General features: G+C 63.8%; 13 protein-coding genes. 9 read left to right on the forward strand and 4 right to left on the reverse strand.

Translation table 11 applies throughout. The features are described from left to right. Positions 1-24: 24 nt before the first annotated feature. The 6 genes from ISP20_RS09795 to ISP20_RS09820 all read left to right on the forward strand — a co-directional run bounded on the left by ISP20_RS09795 (position 25) and on the right by ISP20_RS09820 (position 9,339). Positions 25-1,536, forward strand: coding sequence for an efflux transporter outer membrane subunit (locus tag ISP20_RS09795; RefSeq protein ID WP_204635835.1), 1,512 nt, complete (start codon positions 25-27; stop codon positions 1,534-1,536). Between the two features lie 43 nt (positions 1,537-1,579). Beyond that, the gene (locus tag ISP20_RS09800) at positions 1,580-2,716 is read left to right on the forward strand and encodes an efflux RND transporter periplasmic adaptor subunit (RefSeq protein WP_338030983.1); all 1,137 of its coding nucleotides are present in this window, start codon (positions 1,580-1,582) and stop codon (positions 2,714-2,716) included. A 44-nt stretch (positions 2,717-2,760) separates the two neighbouring features. After that, positions 2,761-5,838 carry an efflux RND transporter permease subunit gene (locus tag ISP20_RS09805; protein WP_239535475.1) on the forward strand — a complete coding sequence of 1,026 codons (3,078 nt, stop codon included), beginning with the start codon at positions 2,761-2,763 and terminating at the stop codon, positions 5,836-5,838. 122 nt (positions 5,839-5,960) lie between these two features. Further along, entirely contained in the window at positions 5,961-6,422 is a 462-nt protein-coding gene (locus ISP20_RS09810; RefSeq protein ID WP_204635837.1) for a RidA family protein, read from the forward strand. Positions 6,423-6,661: 239 nt separating this feature from the next. Further along, complete coding sequence (locus tag ISP20_RS09815; protein ID WP_204635838.1) at positions 6,662-8,923, forward strand: winged helix-turn-helix domain-containing protein; 2,262 nt, start codon at positions 6,662-6,664, stop codon at positions 8,921-8,923. Between the two features lie 86 nt (positions 8,924-9,009). Continuing rightward, on the forward strand, positions 9,010-9,339 hold the full coding sequence (locus ISP20_RS09820; RefSeq protein ID WP_204635839.1) for a hypothetical protein: 330 nt from the start codon (positions 9,010-9,012) through the stop codon (positions 9,337-9,339). Positions 9,340-10,065: 726 nt separating this feature from the next. Here the strand turns inward: ISP20_RS09820 and ISP20_RS09825 are convergent. From ISP20_RS09825 to ISP20_RS09835, 3 genes are all read right to left on the reverse strand, one after another. Beyond that, entirely contained in the window at positions 10,066-11,265 is a 1,200-nt protein-coding gene (locus ISP20_RS09825) for a DesA family fatty acid desaturase (protein ID WP_204635840.1), read from the reverse strand. Between the two features lie 287 nt (positions 11,266-11,552). Next, entirely contained in the window at positions 11,553-11,774 is a 222-nt protein-coding gene (locus ISP20_RS09830) for a TonB-dependent receptor (RefSeq protein ID WP_204635841.1), read from the reverse strand. Between the two features lie 68 nt (positions 11,775-11,842). Beyond that, complete coding sequence (locus tag ISP20_RS09835) at positions 11,843-12,115, reverse strand: hypothetical protein (RefSeq protein WP_204635842.1); 273 nt, start codon at positions 12,113-12,115, stop codon at positions 11,843-11,845. Positions 12,116-12,423: 308 nt separating this feature from the next. Here ISP20_RS09835 and ISP20_RS09840 point away from each other — a divergent pair, with 308 nt between their 5' ends. After that, a complete protein-coding gene (locus tag ISP20_RS09840) occupies positions 12,424-12,639 on the forward strand; it encodes a hypothetical protein (RefSeq protein ID WP_204635843.1) in 216 nt (71 codons plus the stop codon). A 588-nt stretch (positions 12,640-13,227) separates the two neighbouring features. On the opposite strand, the gene arsH is transcribed toward ISP20_RS09840, so the two are convergent. Further along, complete coding sequence (gene arsH, locus ISP20_RS09845; RefSeq protein WP_204635844.1) at positions 13,228-14,031, reverse strand: arsenical resistance protein ArsH; 804 nt, start codon at positions 14,029-14,031, stop codon at positions 13,228-13,230. Between the two features lie 95 nt (positions 14,032-14,126). On the opposite strand from arsH, the gene ISP20_RS09850 reads away from it, so the two are divergent. Both ISP20_RS09850 and arsB read left to right on the forward strand, forming a co-directional pair. Next, complete coding sequence (locus ISP20_RS09850; RefSeq protein ID WP_204635845.1) at positions 14,127-14,642, forward strand: arsenate reductase ArsC; 516 nt, start codon at positions 14,127-14,129, stop codon at positions 14,640-14,642. Further along, positions 14,639-15,718 (forward strand): ACR3 family arsenite efflux transporter, encoded by a 1,080-nt coding sequence (gene arsB / locus ISP20_RS09855; protein WP_239535476.1) that lies wholly within the window; start codon positions 14,639-14,641, stop codon positions 15,716-15,718. The genes ISP20_RS09850 and arsB overlap by 4 nt, the downstream gene beginning before the upstream one ends. Positions 15,719-15,736 lie beyond the last annotated feature (18 nt).

Below are 15,736 nucleotides of genomic sequence, written 5' to 3' on the forward strand. Positions count from 1 at the left end.
GTCCGTAGGGGAACTGATCTGGCTATGCCTGTTTCGTGGTTTGTGCATTCGTTGTTGCCGGGCCGTCGGCGCGCGGTTGCGATGGTGGCTCTGTCGCTGCTTGCCGGTTGTGCCGTCGGGCCCGACTTCAAGCGGCCCGCCGCGCCCGAGGTGAGCGAGTACAACGCCCATCCTGTCACCAGCACGGTCGCGACCGAACACGTGGCCGGCGGCGAGGCGCAGCGCTTTGCAACGGGCAGCGATATTCCTGGCGATTGGTGGACGCTGTTCCACTCCAAGCCGCTCAACGCGCTGATCGAACAATCGCTGGCCAACAACCATGACCTGAAGGCAGCGCAGGCGGCCTTGGCGGTGGCGCGGGAAAATGTGCTGGCACAACGTGGCAGCTACTACCCCAGCGTGGCGGCAAGCTTCTCGGCCAGCCGCCAGCGGCAAGCGGGAACCATCTCGGCGACGCCCAATTCCGGCGCCTTTCAATACAACCTGTTCACGCCGCAGGTCAGCGTTTCCTACGTGCCCGATATCTTCGGCCTGAATCGCCGCACGGTGGAATCGGTACAGGCCCAGGAACAGGCTGTCCGCTTCCAGATGATCGCCACGCAGATCACCCTGAGCACGAACGTGGTGGCGGCTGTCGTGCAGCTCGCCGCGTTGCAGGCGCAGGTGGATGCAACGCAGGAGCTGGTCGCGATCAATGCGCACATGGTGCAGATCCTGCGCGATCAATCCAGCAAGGGGTATGCCAGCGGCCTGGACCTGGCGGCGCAGGAATCGCAGCTTGCACAGACCAAGGCCACGCTGCCGCCGCTGCTCAAGCAACTGGCGCAACAACGCGACCTGCTCGCTATGCTGGTGGGCGAGTTTCCGAGCCAGGCCACGGATGCATCCTTCGATCTCTCGAAATTGCAGTTGCCGCAGGAGCTGCCGGTAAGCCTGCCGTCGACGCTGGTGGCGCAGCGCCCGGACGTGCTCCAGGCCGAAGCCAACATGCATGCGGCCAGCGCACAGATCGGCATCGCCATCGCCAACCGCCTGCCCAATATCGTGTTGAGCGCCAATGCCGGCAGTACCGCGTTGGCGATGAATCAGTTGTTCAAGTCGGGCACCGGCTTCTGGGGCATCGGCGCGGATATCACGGCGCCGATCTTCCAGGGTGGCACCTTGCTGCACCAGGAGCGCGCCGCGAAGGCAGCCTATGTGGAGGCCGCCGAGCAATACCGCAGCACGGTGATGACCGCGTTCCAGAACGTCGCCGACTCGCTGGTGGCGCTCGACCAGGATGCGGCCGGCCTGAAAGCCGCCGCCGCTGCGTCGGATGCGGCCAAGCGCACGCTGGATCTGTCGGAACGCCAATGGCGGGCCGGCTATGCCGATTATCTTTCGTTGTTGAACGCAGAACAGACCTATCAGCAGGCGCGAATCAATCTGGTGCAAGCCCAGGCCAATCGCTATGCCGACACGGCGGCGCTGTTTCAGGCGCTCGGTGGTGGCTGGTGGAATCGCGCGGATCTAGCCCAGGACAAAAATGAAAAATAGTGCGTTTTACGCAGCGCCTTGGTCGAGGCGCCGGGGACAGCTCGTGCGCGCTTCCGTGGCGGCCCTATGGCTGGCGGCAACCGTGACGGCTGCCGGCTGCTCCAACAAGAGCGACGACGGTGCACCGGCAGCTTCCATCACGCCCACCAACGTCACCTTGACGCCGGACCAGCGCAAGCACGTCCGCCTGGCCACCGTCGCGCGTTCCGCGTATCAGCGAACGATCGATGCCACTGGCTCGGTGGATTTCAACAACGAGCAGGCGACTGCCGTATTGGCGCCGATCTCCGGCCCGGTATCGCAGCTGCTGGTCGACATTGGCGATCGCGTCAAGAAAGGCGATCCGCTCGCCCTGGTGGATTCGCCGGATTTCGCCGCAGCCATCAGTGCGTATCGCAAGGCGCTCACCACCGCGCACACGGCGCACCGGCTCGCGGACCTGGAAAAGGACCTGGTCGAGCATCAGGGCATCGCCAAGCGTGAGGAAGACCAGGCACGAGCCGATGCCGCCAATGCGGATGCCGACGTCGATGCCGCACTGAAAGCGTTGGTGTCGCTGAATGTCGATCCGAAGATCATCAAGGCCGTCGAGCAGGGCCAGCCGATCGCGCACATCGGCGGCGTCATCCGATCGCCGATCGCGGGCACCGTGGTGGATCGGCAGATCACGCCAGGCCAGCTGCTTCAGGCGGGTACTACACCGACCTTTACGGTCGCGGATATGTCCCACGTATGGGTGATGGCGCAAGTGGCCGATTCCGATGTCGCGTCCGTGAGCGTGGGTGACTCTGCCGAGGTGACTACGTCCGCCGATGCGAAACGCCTGACGGGCACGGTGACGAAAATCTCCGCGCTGGTGAATGCCGATACGCGACTGGTGCCCGCACGCGTGGTGGTGGACAACCCGCAGGGCCTGTTGAAGAAGCAGGCCTACGTGGGTGTGCAGATCCACTCGCGCCAGGCAACGAGCGGCTTGCTGGTGCCGGTGTCGGCATTGCTGCGCGACGATGAAAACCTGCCGTTTGTCTACGTGGCACAGAGCGATGGCAGCTTCGCGCGGCGCCCGGTGACCCTGGGCTATCGCACCGGCGACCAGTTCGATATTCCCGCCGGGCTGAAGGCGGGCGAGCAGGTCGTGGTGGATGGCGGCATCTTCGTCCAGTTCATGCAAAACCAATGAGCGATCAACTTCCTCCTGCCGTATCACCGTCGCGAACGGCATCGATGATGAACCGGATCGTGTCCGCCTCGCTGGGCCAGCCGTTCCTCGTCATCCTGATGACGCTGCTGTTGATCGGTGCGGGCGCGCATTCGCTTCGGCGCCTGCCGGTGGATGCCTATCCCGACCTGTCGCCGCCCATCGTGGAAATCATCACGCAGTGGCCAGGGCACACCGCCGAAGAAGTGGAGCGGCTGATCACCGTGCCGGTCGAGCTGGGCATGAACGATGTGCCGAAAACCACGACCAGGCGCTCGATTTCTCTCTACGGTTTGTCCGACGTCATCCTCACCTACGAGACGGGCATGGACAATAACTTCGCCCGGCAGGAGGTGTTCAACCGACTGGGCGATTTGAGTTTGCCCAGCGGCGTGACGCCCTCGGTGTCGCCGCTGTCGGCACCGTCGGGTCTGATCTACCGCTATGTGCTGCAGAGCACCGACCGCTCGCCGATGGACCTCAAGACGCTCGAGGACTGGACGGTCGAGCCGCAGTACCGGTCGGTGCCCGGCGTGGCGGACGATTCGGGTTTCGGCGGCGGCACCATGCAGTATCAGGTGCTGCTCGACCAGACCAAGATCGCCGCGGTCGGACTGTCCGCGGTGCAGGTCGAGGCAGCGCTCACCGCCAACAATGCCAACGCGGGGGGCGGCTTCTATTCGCAGGGCGGACAGTTCTACTACGTGCGTGGCAACGGGCGCGTGGAAACGCTGGAGGACATCGGCAACGTGGTGGTCGCGGTGCACGATGGCGTTCCGGTGTTGGTGAAGGACGTGGGCCGCGTCGTCATCGGCATCGCGCCACGCCTGGGCGAGTTCGGCTACGAGAAGCAGGATGATGCCGTGGAAGGCGTGATCCTGTTGCGTACCGGCGAGAAGACCCAGGATGTGCTGAAGCGGGTCGAGGCCAAGACCAAGCAGCTCAACGATGAGATCCTGCCCAAGGACGTGAAGGTCGTGCCGTTCTACGACCGCACCGACCTGATCACGCTGACCACCAAGATCGTGGAAGACAATCTGCTGCGCGGCATGCTGCTGGTCGTGGTGATCCTGATCTTCTTTCTCTACGATTTCCGCGCGGGCCTGATTGTCGCCACCACCATTCCGCTGGCGTTGTTGTTTGCCTTCATCTGCCTGGACCTGCAAGGCGCCTCGGCCAACCTGTTATCGATTGGCGCGGTGGACTTCGGCATCCTCGTCGATGCCGCCGTGGTGATGGTGGAGAACATCTTCCGCCAGATCGCCGAACGGCGCGGCACGCCGCTCAACGTGAAGGAGATCATCCGCGACGCCGCCGCCGAGGTGGATCGCCCGCTGTTCTACGCCGTCGCGGTGATCGTGGTCAGCTTCCTGCCGATCTACGTGTTGTCCGGTCCATCGGGCACGCTGTTCAAGCCCATGGCCGACACCATGATCTTCGCGCTGATCGGCTCGCTGGTGGTGACGCTGACGCTGCTGCCCGTGCTGTGCGCGGTGTTCATGCGCAAGGGCGTGCAGGAACGGCGCAATCGCGTGTTCGAGGCGATCAAGTCGGTGTACGTGAAGGGGCTGGATTTCTGCCTCGCGCGGCCATGGGGAACGGCGATTGCCTCGGCCATCGTGCTGGCCGTTTCGCTGCTGCTGATTCCGCGCATCGGCGCGGAGTTCATGCCGCAGCTGGACGAGGGCGCGCTATGGGTGCGTGCCACCATGCCGTACACCATCTCGTTCGAGGAAGCGTCGAAGGTGACGCCACGGGTGCGCGAGCTGCTGCGTTCGTTCCCCGAAGTCACCACGGTCGCCTCGGAGCTGGGTCGACCGGATGACGGCACGGATTCGACCGGCTTCTTCAACGTCGAGTTCTACGTAGGCCTCAAGCCCTATTCGCAGTGGAACGGGACGTACCACAACAAGGCCGCCCTGATCGAGGCCATCAACAAGAAACTGCAGGCCTTCCCGGGCATCATCTTCAACTACACGCAGCCCGCCGAAGATGCGGTGGACGAAGCGGAGACGGGCCTGAAAAGCGCGCTGGCGGTGAAGGTCTTCGGCTCCGATCTGAATACGCTGGAGCAGAAGGGCAAGAGCATCAAGCAGGTGCTGGAACACGTGCGCGGCATCCGCGATGTGACCCTGGTGCAGGAGCTGGGCCAACCCAGCCTGAGCATCAACATCGACCGCGCGAAGATCGCCCGGTACGGCTTGAATGTGTCCGACATCAACGGCGTGATCGAGACCGCCATCGGTGGCGACGTGGCCACCCAGGTGGTGCAGGGCGAACGGCAGTTCGATCTGGTGGTCCGGCTCGAGCAGCAGTATCGCGACAACCCCGAGGAGATCAAGAACATCCTGGTCACCACGCCGGCCGGACAGCAGATTCCGCTGAAGGAGTTTGCCGATATCCAGGAAACCAATGGCGCGTCGTTCATCTATCGCGAAAACAACTCGCGCTACATCGGCGTGCAGTTCTCGGTGGAAGGGCGCGACCTGGCCGGTGCGGTGGAAGACGCCATCCAGCAGGTCAACGGCAAGGTCAAGCTGCCGCAGGGCTACCGGCTCGACTGGGGCGGCGAATACACCGAGTACACCGCCTCGCGTGCCCAGTTGAATGTGATCCTGCCGCTGACGCTGGCCTTGATCTTCCTGTTGCTGTTCACGCTCTACAGCAATTTCAAGTTTCCCTTCATCACCGTGCTCGGCGTGCTGCTGTCGGCGCCGGTGGGCGGCATCATTGCGCTGTGGATCACCGGCACGCCGTTCTCGGTGTCGTCGGGCATCGGTTTCCTGGCCCTGTTTGGCGTGTCGGTGCAGACCGCGGTCGTCTACATCTCCTACGTCAACGAACTTCGCCGCGGTGGCACCAGCCTCAACGAAGCGATTCGCGAGGGAGCGATCCTGCGCCTGCGTCCGATCATGATGACCGCCCTGGTCGCCGCGCTCGGCCTGCTGCCCGCCGCACTCGCCACCGGCGTGGGCACCGATACCCAGCGGCCGTTCGCCCTGGTGATCGTCAGCGGCCTGTTCACGCGACTGTTGATCAGCGTGTTCCTGATGCCCGTGCTGTACGCGCTGGTTGCACGTCCGGACGACAGGCTGGAAGTGTGAGGATCGGTCATCGATGACCTTTCGCGACCCGCCGGGAGGCGGGCCGTGGACCAGTACGTTCGGGACTGCCGGAGGGAGGAGAGAAGGTCGTAACCTTCAGCCCCCTCTCAAGGAGTGTCGTCATGAAACCTCGCACCCGGATCGCCGCCTTCGTCCTGCTGGCGACAGCCGCCCTGTCGGTATCCGCCCAGGATGGGCGCAAGCACATCGTGATCAGCCGGACGCCGGAGCAAATGGCGGATCTGCCTTTCAGCGATGCGGTGCTCGTGGGCAATACCTTGTATTTGTCGGGGTACATCGGTGTGGACGAGCACACCAACAAAGTACCCAAAACGACCGAAGAAGAGACCCGATTGGCTATGGACGGCCTCAAGCAGGCGGTGGAAGCTGCGGGAATGACGATGGACGACCTGGTGAAGATCGATGTGCTGTGCACGGATTTTGCCGCGTTCCAGAAGTTCAACTCGGTCTACCGGACCTACTTCAAGCATGGCTTCCCGGCACGCACCTTCACGGGCAGCACGCAGCTGTTCATGGGAGCGCATTTCGAGATCACCGGCGTGGCCATCAAGGCCGGGAAGTAGCGAAGGGCGCGTCACCTGGATGGCGCGCCAGCACCCTCCGGGATGGGCTGGACCCCGAGCGGAGACCGGCCCGAGGCGCGCAGGGCCGTTGCCCGGGAGGCGGCGATACCGCCTTCGGGCCCAGAGGGCGCCGTAAATCGCTCATTCCGCAACGAAATCCACACTTGAGCCATACCCGGCGTTGCAGCCCGGTTGGTGTAACCTGAGGCCGAGCAGGCGCGGCAGTGGAGGGCGAACAAATGGCTGCAGAGACCGCCTCTGCCGCGTGGATCGCATTCGGCACGGTCGAGATCGACACCCTGGGTCATCGCCTGTACGTCGATGGCGCGGAGGTCGGGCTTGAGCGCAAGGCCTTTGCCGTGCTCGTTCTGCTGGCGCGCGACCCCGGGCGCGTGTTGAGCCGCGATGAGATTCTCGACGAGGTGTGGGGGCACAGCCATGTGACCCCGGGCGTGCTCAGCCGCGTGATCGCCATGTTGCGCCACGCGCTCGGCGAGAGTGGCGACGAAAGCCATTATCTGCATACCGTGCACGGCGTCGGTTTTCGCCTCGATGCCGACGTGCGATCCGCTGCGTCACGCGAGGAGTTGATGGCGGAAGGCGCATTGCCGCCGGTGACGAAACCAGCGCCCGCGAAAGTCCTCGCCAACCCGGTCGACGCGCCACCGGCCGTGCCGGCGACGACTTCAGCAATCTCCCCGCCAGCTGGCGAAACACGTCGATTCGGAAAGCGCCTCGTGGTGGCGATCGCGGGTCTGCTCGTGTTGGCGGCCGCGTTGTTTGGCTGGCACCGTTTCGCACCGCATCCCGTGAACACGGCGGCGGCCACCGACCTCAAGTCGATCGCGGTGCTGCCGTTCGAGAATCTCAGTACCGACCAGGGCAATGCCTATTTCGCCAGCGGCATGCAGGACATGATCCTCACCGAGCTGGTGGGTATCGGCGGACTGAAGGTGATCTCCCGCACCTCGACGGAGAAATATCCCAGCCATCCGGAAGACGTGCGAACCATCGCGCGGCAACTGGGCGTGGCGACGCTGCTCGAAGGCACGGTGCAGAAGGTCGGCGACCAGGTGCTGATCAATGTGCAGTTGATCGAAGCGGAAAGCGGCAACCACCTCTGGGCCAAAGCCTATACGCGCACGCTGGACAACGTTTTCAACGTGGAAGGCGAGGTCGCGCAGAACGTCGCGCAGGCGCTGAAGGTGCAGCTCACTTCTGCCGAGACCGCGCGCATGGACACCGCGCCGACCCAGAATCCCGCAGCCTACGATCTGTACCTGCAGGCGGGTGCGCATGCCAACCGCGCGTACGACGATCCGGTGCTGTCGTCGACCGAATTGCCCGTCGCGATCTCGCTGTATCAGGAGGCCCTGGCCAAGGACCCGCACTTCGCGCTGGCCGCCGCTGCATTGGCGCGCGCCCACATGCAGATGTATTTCTTCGGCCCCGACCGTACCAACGAGCGATTGGTCGAGGCGAAGGCCGCTGCCGATCGCGCGCTCACGCTGCAGCCGAAGCTGGGCCAGGGGCACTACGCGTTGGGCTTGTATTACTACTGGGGACATCGCGATTACGCTGCTGCCAATCCGCAGTTGGAGCTGGCGCGGGAGGCGTTGCCGAACAGCGCCACGGTCGAACTGCTGATCGCCGCGGTCGCCCGGCGACAGGGGCGCTGGGACGAGGCGGTGAAGCTGTTTCACAACGCCACCGTGCTCGATCCGCACAGCGAGTTTGCGTTCAACCAGCTCGGCGTGACCTACCAGAGCCTGCGCCGCTATGCGGAGGCCGACCAGGCCTATGCCGCCGCGATGGCGTTGAGCCGCAATCCCGCGGGCGGGCGCGTGACGCTGGCGTTCAATCAGCTGATGTGGAAAGGCGATCCGGCACCGCTGCGCGCGGCGCTTGCCGCGCTCAAGCCGGGTAGCGACGGCTACGCCGGCAATATCATGGCGATGTACTTCGAGCGCTCGCTGGCGCGCGACTATGCCGGCGCGATCAAGGTGGCCGAGGCGGACAAGGCCGAGAACTGGGACGACCCCGACAACATCGTCTTGCCGCGCCGCCTGTATCTGGCGTGGGCGTTCCAGTCGGCGGGCGACACGGCCAAGGCCACCGCCGCCTATACCGAGGTCGCGACGCATGCACGCGCGGGCCTGGTGGAACGACCGGACGATGCCGACCTGCATCTCGCCCTGGGATTCGCCTATGCAGGCCTCGGGCAAAAAACCGAAGCGGTTGCCGAAGCCGAGCGCGCCGTCGCCCTGATGCCGGTCGGCAAGGACGTGCTCACCGGTGCGGGCATGCTCGCGTGCCAGGCGCAGTTGTACGTGCGGGTCGGCCAGCCTGACCAGGCCATCGCGCTGATCGATCGCGTGCTGTCCATGCCTACCGGGGGCATCCTGTCCAGCGCCTTGCTCAAGCTCGATCCGAGCTGGGATCCGCTGCGCGACGATCCTCGCTTCAAGGCGCTGCTGCAGAAGTATCCCACTGGCGCCTAGTCCGCCGTTCGCACCGCCTGGTCGCTCCGGGCGAGCCATCCACGCGTGGGAACCCGTCGATGAGAATTGCATGGAATGAGGTTGCATTGGCGCTGTTCGATCGCGGTGGCTTGAGGGCCATCTTCGATCACGCCAGGAATGTGGTGGTCGCCACGATCATCGTTGCCGCGGGCATCGAGACCACCAAGCGCTTCGACCACACCGTCTTCGTGGATTTGCTCAATCCTTCGCTGGTTGGCTATGCCGTGGCCGTGGCGGGGGTGGTGCTTATCCTCCTGAACTTTGTCGATGGGCTTCGAAAGTTGGCGCGGTTGCGGTGGCCGCGCATGTTGCAGATGGCCTTGGGCATTGCCTACTTCCTGGTTTCGTTTCGAATCGTCCAGCTGATCATCTGGGTGAGGACCCAGGCGTGCTAGCTTCGCCGGCGTGATGCTTCGACCAGCGCGTGATCGTGCACCACGCTGGAATTAACCGGCCAGTAACGGGGAAAGGCGCACCGTCAGGGATGCAGGATATCCGCCCGACCATCCTGCTGGCTGCTCCACCCGGATGGCCATCTCGCCGCCCCTAGGGTTAGCGTTCGAGGCGACAGCCATGGCTAGGCAATTTCACATGCTTTCCGATCTTTTCGTGCGGCTGAACAAGCTCGCTGCGTCCGCAAGCGATGGGTTGCATCACCTCTTCGCAGCGCCACCCGTGCCGATTTCTCCCGTGCTGTCGCGAAGGCAGCATCTGGCCGCCGCCGTTGATGAGGCGAGAAGGATCAAGCGCGCTGTTCGGCGATGATCGTGCGCCGTCTCGCGCGAACTGAACACGCGGCGGGCGCGGCCATACGTTATGTTCCAGGGGAAAAGTTCACATGATGGCGAATGCCGAACCGACGGAAGAAGGTCTTTTCCGCTATCCGATAACCGACGGATTCTTCGATATCGCCGATTTCTTCGTCGTGCGCAAACGAGCCGAACGACTGGTGCCTTGCCGATGCAGACCGGAATGCGCTCGACCCTGCATGGGAGAGTGCGGTTGCCAGGCCTGCGCGTGGCGCTCGGCAGCGGACGGCCAGCCGCCGGCGAGCCACGACTTCAGGCATTGATGTCATCACCCTCTGTGCGAGAGGGAAGGCGTCTTGGACACACAGGTGTTTAATCGGGCGAGCCCGGCAGCGGAGCGCGATGCATGAGCATGCCTTCGCTCAACGAGACGGCGAACTGTTGCAGCGAACCGATGCCGCTGGCCTGCGCCGCCTTGACCCACAGCGTGAGCGCCGCGGCCGCATGGTCGGCGTTGCGTGTTTCCATCAGCGCGGCCAGCTGGGTGCGCTGATGGCAGATGGTGCGAAGGTAGGGTCGGGCGTCGATCCATGCATTCAGATGCGCCCGCTCGTCCGCTGAAAGCCACCGGCCGCCATCGGCCAGTGCGCGGTGCAGGCGCACGGACAGCGGCGAACTCTTGCTGCGGCGAATCTCCTCTTTGACGGCCGGCAAGGTCACCTTGCGGAAGAACGCCGTCATCACCTTCACCCGCGGGGCCAGGGGCACGAGGCGCGCCGTTCGATGGGCCATTCGTGCCTGCCCGACCAGGGCGACGCGCCTGACACGCGCCAGTCCCACTGCCGCGAGCATCTGGATCACCAGCCAGCCGAGGTCGAACTCAAAGCGGCGCACGGAAAATTTCGCCGAACTGGGAAAGGCGTGATGGTTGTTGTGCAGCTCCTCACCGCCCACCCAGATGGCCAGGGGCATCACGTTCGCGGATTTGTCCGGCGTCTCGAAGTTTCGATAGCCCCACCAATGACCGATGCCATTCACCACGCCGGCGGCCCAGAACGGAATCCACATCATCTGCACCGCCCATATCGCCATGCCGCCCACGCCGAACAAGGCGAGGCTGATGACTGCCAGCAGCGTCGGGCCCCAATTGCTGTGACGCGTGTAGACGTGCCGTTCGATCCAGTCGTCGGGGGTGCCGCGACCATATATGGCGAGCATTCGAGGATCCTGGCTCGCCTTGGTATAGAGCTCGGTGCCTTTCCACAGCAAGGTGTGGATGCCGGCGATGTAGGGGCTGTGCGGATCGTGTTCGGTGTCCGCGTGGGCGTGGTGCTTGCGATGGACCGCCACCCATTCGCGCGTGACCATCGAGGTGGTCAGCCAACTCCAGAACCGAAAGGCGTGGGCGAGCACAGGATGAAAGTCCACCGAGCGGTGGGTTTGACTGCGGTGCAGGTAGAGCGTCACCGTGAAGATGGTGAGCTGGGTCATCACGAGCAGGTAAAGCAACATCGTGCCGATGCCCGCGTCGAGCAGGCCGTGCGCTGCCAGGTTCAACAATCGGTCAAACATGGGCATCTCGGCGTTGGGTGATATCTGCGAGGCGAACGCAGAGGAGGCGTGGCCACATCGTCAAGCCGGCAGTTTCCTGTTCTGCCCTTGGCGTGCTGGCCGGGCACGCCTGTTGCTGCGTACCTGCTATCGGCCGTCGGAACATCACCCACCTTACGTGAAGAGCGATCTAGCCATCGTCAAATCGGTGCGCCCAATATGTCTAGGCGCACGACTTCGGGAAAGCCGATCCTCCCGGAATCACGGGGGCTGAGCGCTCCATCGCCGTTGGCGCCAGGGCGATTGAGCTAGCGCGCCTGGACCCAGACAAACTCGATGTCGTCCTGCACCGCTTCGCTGATCTCTCCGGCGGATACACCCGTGAGTTCGTTGACGCGACCGTGTCGCATGCCGAAGAAGACGCCGCTGCGTCGAAAGATGGCGGTCCAGGTGACGCGATCGGAGCTTGCATGCTCGTAATCGCCTTCATAGGTAAAGCCGTTGGTCGTTTTGCCCGAAATGCTGGTCATGAGAGTGGCCTTGGAAGGGACGGAATGGTGGCGTGACAGGGCTTCAGCGGGGGAATCATCCCGTGCCGTCAGCCATCATCCCCGCTGCTACGGGGTGCGCCATCGTCATCCACGCGAACATCGTCTTCTGCCGGGCGATCTTCATCCGATGCCTGCGGTTCGACTGCAGGAAAGCTCATGTTCCTGGGCAGGGGAGCTTTCGCCCTCGGCAGGGGTGTGGACGCGTTGTAGCCGGGAAACCAGCGATTGCGTTGCTCGCTGTCTGCCGCATCAGGCTTGGGAGAGAAATGCAGCTTGTGCGGATAGAAGTAGAGCGAGTTCATTTGATTGGGGTCATACATGGCGTTGCCTCGAGTGTCGACCTGCGTCCGGCAAGTCATGAACAGGCGCCAGCCTGCGGCTCCGACCAACGCGGAGAGAACTCAGAGGACCCAAAAAGACAGCCATGCATGCAATCTGAGGCGCGAAGCGGGGTTAACCGTGCTTCGGCACCCCATCAACATGCGCCTACTGTTGTTACGCCCCTGTAAGCGGGCTGCGCAGCGAGCCCATGAACGGCGGCCGCGGGTCCCTACACCGATGTCACACGTCCATGACCCGATGGACGCGAGGGTGTCCCTGCGGCATATCCGCCGTCCTGGAGTTCGACATGAGCAATACCAACAACCCGAACACGTCCAACAACCCGAACACGTCCAACAATCCCAATACCCCCAACGACCCGTCTTCCAATCCGAAGCAGGCCGAGCCGGATCGCAAGGACCCGCAGCGCACCGAGCGCTCCGGCGAGGAAAAGGACAACCGTTCAAGCGAAGAGGCGAACACGAAGGATCGTCAGTCGGAAGACGGTCGCTCGAACAAGTAAGACGCCGCTGTTCGTCGAGAGAGGCCGCCTCAGGGCGGCCTTCTCATGATGGCTGCTGTGTATGGCCAAGTGGCGCCGATGCGCGCGCCTCGTCTCATGCCGATGGAGCGTTGCAAGGCCGGTCCGTGGCGAACCTCTGGTTGGTGACGCCCGGTTGTCCGCCTGGCGGATCGAGGTGCCGGGGAACCAGCGTGAAGATCGCCGCGCCGGGCGTTCTCTTCATCGAGCGATAGCGCTTGCGTGAGCCGCCGCCTCGAGCAGGCGCGCTGGATGCAAGCGCTACGCGGTGTCGCGGCCTTTACTTGGCGCGTTTCTTTTCCTCTTTGGCCGCCTTCTTTTCCTTCATGGTCTTGGCCGGCTTCTTCTTCTCGCTTTTCTTTGAATCCATACCCTTGCTCATGTCATTTCCTCGGTAGTGACCAGGCATCTTGCCTGAAGAAGGCTACGCCAACTGGCGTTCCGGTGAAATGCGCCATCATCGGGCTCCGGCGATCCGCTCAACAGACCCACGAGCTGCAGCGTTGCCGCCCTGCATGACGGCACTCCATGCGTATCGATCATGGCCTCGCCACGTCGTGGCATGCATCCTCAACACGCTCCGCTGGCGCAACAGCTGCGGACTTTTTCCGGTGAATGGGCAAGGGTGGGAGAGGAGGCTGTCGGCTCCGTGGCAGCTTCCACGACCTTGGCAGCGGCGGCCAGCGCGCGTGCCTCGGACGCGCCTTTGCGCTCGCTGTAGCGGTCGACCAGATAATCGCTCCGGTCGCGCACCATCAACGTGAACTTGAACAGTTCTTCCATCACGTCGACGACACGATCGTAGAACGGCGAGGGCTTCATCCGGCCGTTCTCGTCGAATTCCTGCCAGGCCTTGGCGACGGAGGACTGGTTGGGGATGGTCACCATGCGCATCCAGCGGCCGAGCACGCGCAGCGCATTGACGACATTGAAAGACTGGGATCCTCCACAGACCTGCATGACGGCCAGGGTGCGCCCCTGCGTGGGCCGAACGCTGCCTTCTTCCAGCGGTAGCCAGTCGATCTGGTTCTTGAACACGCCGGTCACGGCACCGTGCCGCTCGGGACTGATCCACACCTGGCCTTCCGACCACAACGACAGCTGCCGCAGCTCCTGCACCTTGGGGTGGCTCGCCGGCACGCTGTCCAGCACGGGCAGCTCGTGCGGATCGAACACGCGCGTTTCCGCGCCGAATTGCCGAAGAATCCGCTCGGCTTCGAGCGCGAGCTTCCGGCTGAAAGACTGTGGCCGCAGCGAGCCGTACAGGATCAGGATCCGCGGCGGATGGGCGGCGCCCTCTGGCAGTGCCAGCTTCCCAAGGCTGGGTGTGTCGAGCGCGTTGGCAGCGATATGGGGCAGGTCAGGCAGCGTCATGGCGGGTTTCCAGATCGGTTGCGTCGATGTAACGATTCTATCATTATGGAAATATAGAATTAAAACAGCCGCAGTCAACCCGGACATACAGCCTCATGCATCCTTGTCGCGTTCTTTTCATCTGCACGGGCAATTCGGCCCGCAGCATCCTGTCCGAGGCCACGCTCAATCATCTGGGCAAGGGGCGGTTCGAGGCGTACAGCGCCGGCAGCAAGCCGACCGGCCAGGTCAATCCCCATGCGCTCGAAGCGCTGGCGACGGCGGGCATTCCCACGCATGGGCTGAGCAGCAAATCGTGGGATCGCTTTGTGGGTGAAGACGCGCCGCCGCTGGACATCGTCGTCACCGTTTGCGACAGCGCCGCCAGCGAGCCGTGTCCGGTGCTGTTCGGTGATTTCGTGCGCACGCACTGGGGCCTGCCTGATCCGGCAGCAGCAACGGGCAGTCCCGTCGCCATCCATGCAGCGTTTCGCCAGGCGCACAGGCTGATCACCCAACGACTGATGGCCTTGCTGGATCTGCCGGTCGAGACGATGCGTGCGGAACCGCTGAAGCGGGCGCTCGATGGAATTGGCGCGCTCACCGCGGCCGACGACGAGAGTGCCGCATGAGCGAGGCGACGACCACCATCGAAGCCATGCCTCCGGCCCAGCCGGCACGTATCGGATGGTTCGAGCGCTATCTCACCTTGTGGGTTGCGCTTTGCATCGTGGCCGGCACCTTGTTCGGTCACGCGTGGCCCGGCACGTTCGAAGCGCTGGGACGCCAGGAACTCGCCAAGGTCAACCTGCCGGTGGCGGGGCTGATCTGGCTGATGATCATCCCCATGCTGCTGAAGATCGATTTCGGCGCCATGGCGGGCGTTCGGAAGCAATGGAAAGGCATCGGCGTCACGCTCTTCATCAACTGGGCGGTCAAGCCGTTTTCGATGGCCTTGCTGGGCTGGATTTTCATCCGCCACCTGTTTGCGGCGTGGCTGCCGGCCGCTCAGCTCGACTCGTATGTGGCTGGCCTGATCCTGCTCGCCGCGGCGCCGTGCACTGCCATGGTTTTCGTATGGAGCAACCTGTGCGGCGGCGAACCCAACTTCACGCTGAGCCAGGTCGCCGTGAACGACGCCATCATGGTGGTCGCGTTCGCGCCGATCGTGGGGCTACTGCTGGGCATCTCGGCCATCACCGTGCCGTGGGACACGCTGATGCTCTCGGTCGTGCTGTATATCGTGGTGCCGGTGCTGATCAGCATCGTCCTGCGCCGCTTTGTCCTGGCGCATGGCGGCCAGGACGCACTCCAGCACCTGCTGGCACGGCTGGGGCCGATCTCGCTGGCCGCCTTGCTGCTGACCCTGGTGTTGCTGTTCGGCTTCCAGGGGCAACAGATCCTGGCCCAGCCTCTGATCATTGCGATGCTTGCCGTGCCGATCCTGATCCAGGTCTATCTCAACGCCGGGCTGGCCTATCTGCTCAACCGGAAACTGCGTGTGCCGCACTGTGTGGCAGCACCGTCGGCGCTGATTGGCGCGAGCAACTTCTTCGAGCTTGCCGTGGCTACCGCGGTGGGTCTGTTTGGCGTGCACTCGGGCGCCGCGTTGGCTACGGTGGTGGGCGTGTTGATCGAAGTGCCGGTTATGCTCTCGGTGGTGCGCATCGTCACCGCCAGCAAGCGCTGGTACGAAGCGCCGATTTAGCCTGGTGCACAACGGCCC

It is taken from the genome of Dyella kyungheensis, from assembly GCF_016905005.1.
Classification (GTDB): Bacteria; Pseudomonadota; Gammaproteobacteria; order Xanthomonadales; family Rhodanobacteraceae; genus Dyella; species Dyella kyungheensis.

Bases quoted from the DNA above. Each gene is read 5' to 3' on its own strand.
- ISP20_RS09795 (WP_204635835.1), top strand. From the start codon at position 25: ATGCCTGTTTCGTGGTTTGTGCATTCGTTGTTGCCGGGCCGTCGGCGC.
- ISP20_RS09805 (WP_239535475.1), top strand. From the start codon at position 2,761: ATGATGAACCGGATCGTGTCCGCCTCGCTGGGCCAGCCGTTCCTCGTC.
- ISP20_RS09810 (WP_204635837.1), top strand. From the start codon at position 5,961: ATGAAACCTCGCACCCGGATCGCCGCCTTCGTCCTGCTGGCGACAGCC.
- ISP20_RS09815 (WP_204635838.1), top strand. From the start codon at position 6,662: ATGGCTGCAGAGACCGCCTCTGCCGCGTGGATCGCATTCGGCACGGTC.
- ISP20_RS09825 (WP_204635840.1), bottom strand. From the start codon at position 11,265: ATGTTTGACCGATTGTTGAACCTGGCAGCGCACGGCCTGCTCGACGCG.
- ISP20_RS09830 (WP_204635841.1), bottom strand. From the start codon at position 11,774: ATGACCAGCATTTCGGGCAAAACGACCAACGGCTTTACCTATGAAGGC.
- ISP20_RS09835 (WP_204635842.1), bottom strand. From the start codon at position 12,115: ATGTATGACCCCAATCAAATGAACTCGCTCTACTTCTATCCGCACAAG.
- ISP20_RS09840 (WP_204635843.1), top strand. From the start codon at position 12,424: ATGAGCAATACCAACAACCCGAACACGTCCAACAACCCGAACACGTCC.
- arsH (WP_204635844.1), bottom strand. From the start codon at position 14,031: ATGACGCTGCCTGACCTGCCCCATATCGCTGCCAACGCGCTCGACACA.
- ISP20_RS09850 (WP_204635845.1), top strand. From the start codon at position 14,127: ATGCATCCTTGTCGCGTTCTTTTCATCTGCACGGGCAATTCGGCCCGC.
- arsB (WP_239535476.1), top strand. From the start codon at position 14,639: ATGAGCGAGGCGACGACCACCATCGAAGCCATGCCTCCGGCCCAGCCG.